The sequence below is a fragment of the Deltaproteobacteria bacterium CG11_big_fil_rev_8_21_14_0_20_42_23 genome, assembly GCA_002796345.1.
In the GTDB taxonomy this organism is placed as follows: domain Bacteria; phylum UBA10199; class UBA10199; order 2-02-FULL-44-16; family 2-02-FULL-44-16; genus 1-14-0-20-42-23.
Map to the genome: position 1 here is coordinate 1 of PCXC01000016.1, position 10,670 is coordinate 10,670.

Here is a 10,670-nt window from a genome sequence, read left to right on the forward strand (position 1 = left end):
TGTTTTCAGTGAAGCATGCTTTTGATTCATTAAATCTAGGAGCCTTCCCGGAGTGGCCACTAGAACATCAACACCGTTCCGCAAAGCCTTTACCTGCGGCGTTTGCCCGACGCCACCAAAAACTAAAGCATGAGAGAGTCTAATGTGGCGGCCGTAAGCCTTGAAGCTTTCACTGACTTGCGAAGCCAATTCTCTGGTTGGAGTAAGCACCAAGACACGCGCTCCGCGAGGAGCCGCTCGCTTTTTGTTTTCAAAAAGCCTGTGCAAAATGGGCAACGAAAATGCTGCTGTTTTTCCTGTTCCCGTTTGAGCGCAACCGATCATATCGCAGCCGGCAAGCAGCGATGGAATGGCAGCCGCCTGAATTGGAGTTGGGTGCTCATATTTTTTTTCATCAAGTGCACGAGCAATTGGTTCTACGAGTTGAAGTTCTCGAAATGTTTTTGTGTTCATAATGGTACATCCTTTTCATGCGCAAACGTTTCTCTTCCGCGCACAAACCAGAGTGAGCGAAAAAGCGAACGGGCGCAAGTTTCCGAAAGAAAGAGATTAGTTTTTTGTGTGATTCAAAAAAGAAGAGAGAGATTCGAGGAAGAGCTCCAGCAAAAAGATTAAACCACCATGCTTAGGCGCCAGCCTGTAGTGGAGAACCCCTCACTTAGCAAGCTTTGTTTTTCTGATGGGCTGATTGGCGGAGTCCTGGAAAGAACGTGAAAACCTAAAAAACGTAACCATGTTGTCGTATAACGTTGATTTTGTTAAGTAAACTGAAGGCTGAATAAACATCATCTCTTTAAAGAACTTGATTATGCTGAAGAATACGATGGCATTTTGGGAATAAAAAGAGTTCGCATCCAGAAAAAAACTGGATCACTGTTTTGCTCATGAGAAGAGCTTATCACGAACACTTTTCTAAATAATGAACACTCAAGTATTCCAATTTCTGAACGTATGCAGAAAAACGATCGACAGCAATCCCTTGTCCCAATAGTATCCATCCCAATCTTTACGAGGAGAACTCTCTTGAAAAAGAATCTTATGATCGCTTTTATGTTTTCACTTTGCCTTTGTATCCCAAGACCTTCACGAGCAAAAAGTTTTCTTGTTATTCCAAAGGGTTCAGAAAAAAATATTTCGTACGGAGTAAGGGAAAACAAATGCGCCCATCTAAAACCACCAAACCTAAAAAACCTCAAGCATGAGAAACAAGCATTCCTGATCCCCATTGCGGAGGAAAAGGAGCTTTTTATTCGCTACAATCTTTTCAATGTAGACGAAAAATGCACAGTAATCCTGCGTTTTAACGTCAACAAAAACAAGGCCTATGCTGTTCACAGCAATATAAAAAAGGTTGATGAACATACTCGAGAATGCAGATTGTGGGTAACGTCAAAAGCCCTGGATGTAAAAGGTGCAAAGTGGACAAGCCAACCCATAAAACAGGCCAGAAAATCTGCTTTTTCCCCAAACAAAGTCTGCGCTACGGGGGAATAATTTTTTCAGATATCCTTGCTGTAGTTGTACTTGTATAGATTCCCACGCGCAAGCGCATGGAACTCAAACCGAGTCTTTAGAAAAATTTTCCATAAACGGGATCAACTCTTGAAACTTGACAATCTTTGCTCAAACGCTTTCATTTTTCCTTTTAATTTTTGGAATGAAGACATTCTGCTTAGAAAAACGAGATTTATCTTTTACGAAAGGAAAAATACAAGGATCGAGAGAGACCTCTAAAACCATACCAAGGTATGAGTCTCCAACACTTTTTTTTGTTAATACACCACTTCCACAGATTACTCATATTTTTTTCGACCACACAATTCCTGAGATCTCTGAAAAAATGCCAGAGCACCCTTTCGGATTCACCCGGGTTTAAAGAAATTTTTAAAACTGATGCTGCATCAGAAAAATAATTTTTAATTACTTGTGAGAAATTTAATCCAGCAAATTTTCCGAGCAAAAACCATGTCTGAGGACGAAGATCACATTCTATAAAAAAATACTGTTTTGTTTCATCATCATAAATAAAGGTCATCGTTGCAAATCCATTTATACCAAGCGAACTACCAATGTGATGAAGCTCTTCTTCTATTAGAGTTGTATCAGAAAAGACTCGTTCTCTTGAAACACTAAACTCATGAGAAACCGTTTTAGTAACAGTTGAGTATAGGTAACCAAGCAGCACACCTTTTTTATAAATGGCCTCAACTGAAATAAGTTTCCCTTTAATATAATTTTGAAAAAGAAGATTTTCTTTTTCTTTCTCTTTTATCTGCTTGAGCGCTTCTTTCACATTGCTTTCCTGTTTACATAAAAAAACACCTCGCCCACCTGAACTCTCATCAACTTTTAAGAGCACAGGATATGACAGGTCTTGAAGCATTTCAGTTACAGTCTTTGCTGCGTCAAAAATGGTAAAGCCGGGAGTTCTAATATTATGCCTTTTACAAACTAAGGATAGGCCTGCTTTAGAACCAAGCATTACCCTATTTGTTAGGTCTGAAAGAGGGAAAATTTTTTGCGCAAGTGCATCATCAGAAATATACTTGTTTAAGATCCTCAAAGTGGCATCGTTTCCAACAATTACCCAATCGTAGTGATGATTCTCAAGATGGTGCTTAAGTTGATTGATAAAGAAGAGAATGTCTGAAGATAAAACTTCGAACCAATTTTGATAATATGAATGTTTCAATAAAAAAGGAATTTTGAAGCAAAAAATATCTGCTAAACATGAGAGCTCTCGTACCAAGTAGGGAACAATTGGTGATGCATCAGTTATAGCATCTACAACAAGTATCCGATGTTCATTCATTTTATCAACTCTGGTGACTTTTTCTCAATTAATACCCTGGATTGAAGCAGCAACAGCTATATGAAGAAAAAATCAAATGCAAAAAGAAAGATTGATCGGGCAATAAAAACGTATAGCCCTACCCTATCAACCATTTGGGTGACTTTTGGCAATAGTGTAAGAAAGGTGAATTATTTTTTCTTGTGATACAAATTTTTATGCTTTACTAACGCCGGATGAATTTCAGTCTCCACTTTATTCTTTTTTCCCTTCTCTCGCTTGCACTTGTGAATTCAGCATTTGCGGTTGAAAGGAGTTTTAAAATCACTCCAGACACCTTTGTTGCTGAAGATGAACAAGCCGTCTTTTTCGCTATCACACTCAACTGTCAAAAGGAAAATTGCCCTGAAAGCATTGAATTAATTCAATGGAAAGATGCGAACAGGCAACAAAGTAAGGCGAGATGGAACATTGAAGATAAAGGAACATTTGGCGATAAGCTTTCCGATGATGGTATTTACAGCAGACAGGCTTACTTTAAAGAACACTCTTCTAAAACTCTTTACTTTACAGCTTATAAAACGCTCAACGCCGAAGTGAAAGTAGTTACCCGCCCTACTTTTATTCAGGAAATGAAAAAGATAATTGAAAAAATAAAAGCTTCATTCAACTAGAAGGAAAAAATATGTTCATTGCAATGCTTACCTATACAAAACCCATCGAAGAAATTGATCAGCACTTAGCAGAACATCGTGCTTTTTTGGATGTTCATTACAAATCTGGCGCGCTCATTTGCTCTGGGCCCATGAATCCAAGAGACGGTGGAGTTATTTTTTCTGCTGTGAAGACGAAAGCTGAGTTTGAAAAAATGCTCGCCGATGATCCTTTTCAGAAACATCACTTGGCCACCTATAAGATTATTGAATTTGTTCCAGTGAAATATGCAGAAGGTTTTGAAAAGTGGATTTAGTTTTCAAATTTTAGGTTGCCGCAGTCACTTCGTTCCTTCGCAATGACAAACTAAAATTGTACTTGAGAAATTTTCTTAATTCCAACCACTAAACAGTTTGAGAAATTCTTCGTTGGTTTCGTATTTTGAAAGCGTTTCACTTAATTTGGTAATGGCTTCTTCTGGTTTGAGGCCTGAAAAGTATCCCCTCATTTTTCCAATTACTTTGCATTCATGATCACTTAAGAGGTTTTCTTCTTTTCTTGTTCCAGAAGCAGAAATGTCAATTGCCGGGAAAAGTCTTATTTCAGAGAGTTTGCGGGAGAGACAAAGTTCCATATTTCCTGTTCCTTTAAATTCTTGGAAAATATGTTCGTCCATTAAACTTCCAGTATCAACCAGTGCGGTGGCTACGATAGTAAGTGATCCACCCTCTTCCAGTTTTCTTGCTGTTCCAAAAAAGCGCCGCGGCATTTCCATGGCGTTTGAATCGAGTCCACCACTTAATGTTTTTCCGCCCCTGGCATTTCTGTTATGCACGCGTGCTAAACGAGTGAGGGAATCGCATAAAATAAGAACATCCTTTCCACTATTCGCTTCATCGATAGCTCTGTCCAAAAGATCGTTGGCGGTTTGAATGTGATGATCGGTATCGTGGTCGGATGATGATGCCACCACCTCGCCCGGAACACTGCGTGTAAAATCGGTCACTTCTTCTGGACGCTCTTCAACAAGCAAACAATATGTTTTCACTTCTGGGTTATTTTCTGAAACTGCTTTGCAGATTTCTTGGAGTAACGTTGTTTTTCCTGTTTTAGGAGGAGCAACGATGAGTGCTCTTTGCCCTTTTCCTATGGGCGAAATAAGATCCAAAATCCGCATACTCATAGGGCCGCCTGGTCTTTCAAGACGCAGGCGCTCGTATGGATTTATAGATGTTTTCTGCAGGAATTGTTTATAAGCATTTGAGCGTTTTGATGGTTGCGGAGAACGATTGTTCCTAGGGCTTCTAGGACGCTGAGCATTTCTTTTTTTCATGGTTTAATTCCATTGGGTATGTACGAAAATGAAAACAGTTTACGTATTAATTGAGGGAGAAAATATTTGCCTAAACCTTACATTTTTAACAAGCGTTTTCCTGGCCTAAAGGAAAGATATAAATAAGACAAGCAAATAAAATGCTTCTGGAAACGAACTTATAAGAGGTGCTCATCTCTTTTTAATCTTTGTATCTCTCGATTTTCCATTAAATGGTGCTGAAATATTTCTTCGAGGTCTTCTTCTTTAACGTTTGAATACCAAGTTCCTGCTGGATACACCACCATGTTACAGCCCGATTTACAATAGCCAAGGCAGCCAGACTTGGTCACCCTTACCTCTTTTTGCGGAAATTGACTTCGTACCATTTCGCGCAACTTTTCAAAAAGGGTTTCAGCGCCCCTCCCGCTGCAGCAGGTTTTACCTGATTCAGCGGGTCGTGAGTGCGTGCAAACAAAAACATGATGCTTCGGTCTTGCCATAAAACGTGCTTTACTCTTCTTCCTCAATCGGCGTCAACGTAATTTCATCAATGAACGTATCAGCATTTGTGGTTTGGAAGATAAGCCTAAAGTCTTTTGTAAAGTTGGCTGGAACACGAAACTGCCTTGTGTATTCGTGCCAGTTTCCATCAGCACTTTGAAGCGTTTCATCTGCGCCTTCAAAGTCTGCGTTTGAACTTGCGATACCCAACAAGGTGCGAAGGCTGCCTTGATTTAACTTATACTGGAACGTGTAATCGTAGAGACGCCCTGCTTCAACGGGAATGGAAAGCTGCTGCATTCCACCGGTTCCTCCAGCGGTATTGATGTGCATGCTTTGCGCACCTCCAACAAACTCATCTTCACTTTTTATTTTTATTGCTGGAGACGCATAAGAACGCCATGCACCAACTCCAACCGCTTCCATGTCTCCGTCTATAATCAATCCTGGTTTCGGAATAGGCCTAATAGTTATGTTATCTAAATAGACATCAGCAGGTCTGGTTGAGATAACCAAACGGAAACCACTGGTGAAGTTATCTGGCACTCTGAATTGGCGCGTATACTGCGTCCAGTTTTCGTTGATGTTTGTAATGCGCGTTGTCTTTCCTTCAAAGTCAACGTTGGAAGAATTAATTCCAAGCAATGTGCGTAATTCGCCTTCGGTGAGTTTGTATTGGAACGCACATTCATACCAACGACCAGGCTCTACTGGAATATCAAGTTGCTGAATACCACCATTGGTGCCGATGGTGTTGAGGTAAATACTTTGAACACCGCTTACTGCTTCAGCAATGCTCTTCTCTTTCACAGCTGGATTTCCGTAAGAGCGCCATTCTGCAACGCCGGCAAATTCCATGTTTCCATCTTTGAGCAGATTTTGCCATTCCGTTTCTTTCAGTTGAACGTTATCAATGTAAACATCTGCTGCGCGAGTTGCAGCAACAATGCGCAAGCCACTACTGTAATCTGCTGGAACTTGAAACTTTCTGGAGAAGCTAATCCAATTTCCATTTGTGGGAGACAAGATTGAAATCTTTCCTTCAAAATCTGTGTTTGAAGAATTAATTCCCAATAAGGTGCGAAGCTCTCCTTCGTTCAATTTGTACTGGAAGGAATACTCATACCACTTACCAGCTTCAACCGGAATATTGAGTTGTTGAATGCCGCCATCCGTGCCGATGGTGTTGAGATGCATGCTCTGAATTCCATCTGTAAATTCATCGCTGCTTTTTTCTTTTACACCTGGGTTCCCGTAAGAGCGCCACAGGTCTACGTTTGCTGACTCCATGTTTCCATCTAAAACAAGTGGGGATTGACCAGCTGAACAACCATTTGCATCAACAGCTTCACCCAATGGAGTAGAACCGCAAAGATCACGATTATTGCCAACTCCGTCACTATCTAAATCTGCAAACTCACTTGCATCAAGTGGGAAGAGATCATGGATATCGAGAATGTCATCGTTATCGTCATCAGTATCTGCATTATTTCCAATACCATCTAAATCGGTATCAAGTGATTCAGCTGCATTGAGTGGGAAGGCGTCATTGACATCAAGAACGCCATCGTTGTCATCATCGGTATCTGCATTATTTCCAATACCATCACCATCGGCATCTGCAGATTCTGTAGGGTCTAGCGGGAAGGCATCATCATCGTTGAGAACACCATCGCCATCACTGTCATTTTCTGGAGTTGCAACAGTAATGAAAGACCAAAGTGGACTTTCCACTTCTGCACCTTGATTATCATGTGCTACAATTTTCCAGACATAGCGAGTGTTGAAACTAAGCAAAGGAGTATTCCACTGCGCAACGTTAAGGTTTTGCGCAGCAAGTGCTAACGCATTTCCTTCTGCTGCAAAGTAGAGATCGTATTGCAGTGCATCTAGATCTGGATCAGTTGCTGTCCACGTTAGTTGAGTGTTTCTTTGAACATTCAACGTGTTATCAGCTGGGCTCATTTGTGATGCAATAACTGGAGCACTGTTTGCAACAACAATCTGTTGAGAAAGTGTATCTACAAAATACCCACGATCACGAACTTGGACACCAATAGTGTATATACCTCTCGCAAGGGCAAGAGTTTTTGTTTGATTGATTTCCCATGGCGTTTCAAAAGTTCCATCGCCGTCTAAGTCCCACCGTACAAGCATTTCGCTGGCATCGTCTTGAGCATCAAGTGAAGTAAGTGCATCAACTTGAACGGTTCCATTCGCTTGTGTCACCGTGCGTAATCTTGCAGTTGGCCTGCTGTTGAAGCCTATGCCTCCTTGGTAACCAAGTGTAATTCTGCTGCCGTCGGTATCTTGATAAATTTCATCATCGATTCCAGCGTTTTTGAATGGTGAATTGAGCGTGAGCGAATAATCTCGCGCAGCTGCATTTGTGAAAAGTGGATCTTGATTGAGCATGTTGTAGATTTCTACTGAGCGGGTTTCATCACCAACACCAAGATCATCAAAGATAGTATTTACCTGCCACATCCCATTTGTATCAAGCAAGAGTTTGGTTGGATAATCCAAACCAGGATCTTGGTTTTTCAAGAGGTCTTCCATATTATAAAAAATATTATGATAAAAAGACATCAATGGATGTTGATAGCTAGAATATACACCGTTATCGATCTCGGCAGCGGTATTGTTTTCAATAACTGCATGATCACCATCGGAGAAGAACATAAACGCATTTCCATTCGTAAATTCTGTGTGAAGAATATTATTTCGAATGTGAACTGGTTCTGTATTTCCCCCAGCAAGAACAATACCTCTCGTTGTTCTGAGGAAAATGTTGTTACTGATAATACTTCTTGGAGCTGAAACTACATTTATTTTCGGATAGCCAACGTCTATAGTAGCACCGTCAACTTGGGCATCGTCTGACATATTAAATGCATAATGAACAAACGTCACATCAGCACCTGAACCCTGAAGACGCACACCATCAGGAATTGTAAGCGTTGTTTCTACATTTGCATTTCCGTATTCGCCTGGCATTAACCACACAAGGTCACCAGATGCGGCTGCATCAAAGGCTTGCTGGATGGTGGCATAATTATCAGGCACAACCAACACTGGACGCGTTGGCAAAAATTGAATTTCATCGGTAATAAGTGATGACCAATTTCCAAGATTATCAGAAACTCTGGCAAAAACAGTATGCGCACCATTATTGGCATTGCCACCAAATTGCATGAGGTCCCAATCATGAACAACTGGAGTGAATGGAGCTGGATCTGTCCACGTCTGACCATCGTTAGAAAAACGCATTTGCGAATTTTCACCAATGCCTGCAACATTGTCTTTTACAAGAAGTCGAAGCGTCACAAGCGGATCTTTGGTACTAAATTCTCTTAAGTTCACTTCGACAGTACCCTCTGGACCCTCTAAGTCTGGAGTATATTGTTCGTTGAAGTATAAGGTTGCCCCGGGCTCAAGATAAACAGTGAAGTTTTCAGGAACATTTTGGTTTTCAACTGGAAAATAACTAATGCTGTAAAGTCCAGCTGGCGCACCAAGCTGTTGCCAATTTTCACCTTGCCCATTGAACTCTGCCACACCTGAAAAAGAGAATCTGGCATCACTATTTCCACTGTTCACCACTAAGACTCCGCTTGCACCAAATTCATATGCGCCCATATCTGGATTTGGACCTGCAAATGGAAGACCTGCAACTTGTCTTCCGGCATCGATCATTGGTGAGCCATTTTGTAAGTGATAATTCCGTGCATTGGCATCTACAAAGTTTGGAGCCACCGCAAGATTTCCATTTCCATTTGGAAAATAACAATCTGGATAGGCATCATCAAAGACATCGTTCGCAATGATGCTTACTTGTTCAATCGCACTTCCAACCAAGTGACAATATTGTGTGCTGTAGGAAATAATATTATTTGCAAGCAAGGTTTGTGCGGTGGTGTAATTTATTCGAAAGGATGTCTCATTATTTGTAATCACTGAGCTCATCACTTTAAGCGGACTATTCTGCCCAGAAATATTCACTGCCTCATAATTGGTGTCGAGAATACAATTACGAACCGTAGAAAGTGGCAAATTGCTATCTTGAATGTAGATACCTGCGCCGCCATGAGTTCCACTACCTGCACCAGTGAGGCGACAATGTTGAATAAGGTTATTTCCTCGCGGCACAATAACAGCATGACCGCTATTGTTATCTACGGTTATGCCTGTAATGCTTGAACCTTCTTGCATCACAATCGCATAGCCAACTGTTCCCGTTACAATTCTTGTATTTTCCCAACCCGAACCAACCAATTTTACCCCTGCAGGTAAGTTAAGGAAAATCGCTCTGTTTCCTCCGTGAATAACGAGTGACTCATCATCTAAATGCCATTCTCCTGGAGAAAGATAAACTGTCTCTCCCGGCTCTGCCAATGCCACAGCTTGTTTAAGCGAGTTATAGATTGTTCCATTAAGCGTAACTTTTCCTGGAGAAAGATTTTCTTTTTGAATTGTATCGGAATAGACAGGTGAAATATTATCTTCAAAATCTTTTAAACGCATATAAACGGTATACGTATTATTTGCACGAACACTTCCACCATATTGAGAATCGATAAGATCCCATGTGGTATTATTTCTGAAAGGATACCAAAATGACCATGACTGCCCATCATTTGAAAAGGACATTGAGCGAACACCAGATTGTTGATCATTTCCTACAACACCTAAGTTCACACTGAATGATGATGTGCTAACTGCGCCACCTTCAATTTGAAGACTTCCCGTTGGCGCTTGGTTATCTCCTAGAGCAGTAAAACGGAATATGGTGCTTGTAACTTCACTTCCATCCGTATCAATGGCATTTACTCTCCACATGTAGGATTCACCATATTCAAGAGCTGGTGGTGTGAAGCAAGAATTATCACCTTGATAGAGGAGATTGCCTCCAAAGAAAGTGTTGTCCTCGGCATCGCCTTGACGATAATACAATTCATAATGAATGGCTAAACCATCAGGATGTGAGCTTTGCCAACAGACTTGAGTATTCAATGGGACATTCACTGCACCATCAACAGGAGTAATTGCAATAGGACGTGTGGGATAATGATTGGTGTTGAGGGTAAAACGATAAGCGTTCCCCCACGGTCCATCACCGCAATCATTAACTCCCTTCATACGAATAGAATAAGTGTCGTTTTCATCTTGATCAATAAATTCAAAACTACGGTTCCGTGCAATTTGTACTTCTCGAGGAGAAGAAAAATTTGGATCAGTATCTTCTTCTAAAATATAATAATCCTCTCCTTCAACTTCATTCCAATCAACTCCATATCTATCCGTGGATGTCACAATAAAGTGGCCTTGTCTGTCTAGACCAAAGATTTAAATTCCTTAGTTCCCTAAGATATATTTTTATTGTTAACCAAAGATAGTGAGAGCGTAGCA

The 10,670-nt window shown here is 40.8% G+C and carries 7 protein-coding genes and 1 pseudogene; 3 read left to right on the forward strand and 5 right to left on the reverse strand.

Features of this window, described 5'->3' with window-relative positions; translation table 11 throughout:
* Nucleotides 1-15 precede the first annotated feature (15 nt).
* Nucleotides 16-453 (reverse strand): annotated as a pseudogene (locus COV43_02035) (DEAD/DEAH box helicase).
* 585 nt (nt 454-1,038) lie between these two features.
* On the opposite strand from COV43_02035, the gene COV43_02040 reads away from it, so the two are divergent.
* Nucleotides 1,039-1,494, forward strand: a complete 456-nt coding sequence (locus tag COV43_02040; protein PIR26332.1) for a hypothetical protein — start codon at nt 1,039-1,041, stop codon at nt 1,492-1,494.
* A 193-nt stretch (nt 1,495-1,687) separates the two neighbouring features.
* Here COV43_02040 and COV43_02045 read toward each other — a convergent pair whose 3' ends face one another.
* Nucleotides 1,688-2,812: a hypothetical protein gene (locus COV43_02045; protein PIR26333.1), complete on the reverse strand. Its 1,125-nt coding sequence runs from the start codon at nt 2,810-2,812 to the stop codon at nt 1,688-1,690.
* Between the two features lie 215 nt (nt 2,813-3,027).
* On the opposite strand from COV43_02045, the gene COV43_02050 reads away from it, so the two are divergent.
* Both COV43_02050 and COV43_02055 read left to right on the forward strand, forming a co-directional pair.
* Nucleotides 3,028-3,465 carry a hypothetical protein gene (locus COV43_02050; protein PIR26334.1) on the forward strand — a complete coding sequence of 146 codons (438 nt, stop codon included), beginning with the start codon at nt 3,028-3,030 and terminating at the stop codon, nt 3,463-3,465.
* 11 nt (nt 3,466-3,476) lie between these two features.
* Nucleotides 3,477-3,761 (forward strand): GTP cyclohydrolase, encoded by a 285-nt coding sequence (locus COV43_02055; protein ID PIR26335.1) that lies wholly within the window; start codon nt 3,477-3,479, stop codon nt 3,759-3,761.
* A gap of 75 nt (nt 3,762-3,836) precedes the next feature.
* Here COV43_02055 and COV43_02060 read toward each other — a convergent pair whose 3' ends face one another.
* The 3 genes from COV43_02060 to COV43_02070 form a co-directional block, all read right to left on the reverse strand.
* Nucleotides 3,837-4,778, reverse strand: a complete 942-nt coding sequence (locus COV43_02060) for a transcription termination factor Rho (GenBank protein ID PIR26336.1) — start codon at nt 4,776-4,778, stop codon at nt 3,837-3,839.
* Between the two features lie 158 nt (nt 4,779-4,936).
* Nucleotides 4,937-5,260, reverse strand: a complete 324-nt coding sequence (locus COV43_02065; GenBank protein PIR26337.1) for a ferredoxin — start codon at nt 5,258-5,260, stop codon at nt 4,937-4,939.
* A gap of 10 nt (nt 5,261-5,270) precedes the next feature.
* Nucleotides 5,271-10,574 (reverse strand): hypothetical protein, encoded by a 5,304-nt coding sequence (locus COV43_02070; protein ID PIR26338.1) that lies wholly within the window; start codon nt 10,572-10,574, stop codon nt 5,271-5,273.
* Nucleotides 10,575-10,670: the final 96 nt, after the last annotated feature.

Bases quoted from the DNA above. Each gene is read 5' to 3' on its own strand.
- COV43_02040 (PIR26332.1), top strand. From the start codon at position 1,039: ATGATCGCTTTTATGTTTTCACTTTGCCTTTGTATCCCAAGACCTTCA.
- COV43_02045 (PIR26333.1), bottom strand. From the start codon at position 2,812: ATGAATGAACATCGGATACTTGTTGTAGATGCTATAACTGATGCATCA.
- COV43_02065 (PIR26337.1), bottom strand. From the start codon at position 5,260: ATGGCAAGACCGAAGCATCATGTTTTTGTTTGCACGCACTCACGACCC.
- COV43_02055 (PIR26335.1), top strand. From the start codon at position 3,477: ATGTTCATTGCAATGCTTACCTATACAAAACCCATCGAAGAAATTGAT.
- COV43_02060 (PIR26336.1), bottom strand. From the start codon at position 4,778: ATGAAAAAAAGAAATGCTCAGCGTCCTAGAAGCCCTAGGAACAATCGT.
- COV43_02050 (PIR26334.1), top strand. From the start codon at position 3,028: ATGAATTTCAGTCTCCACTTTATTCTTTTTTCCCTTCTCTCGCTTGCA.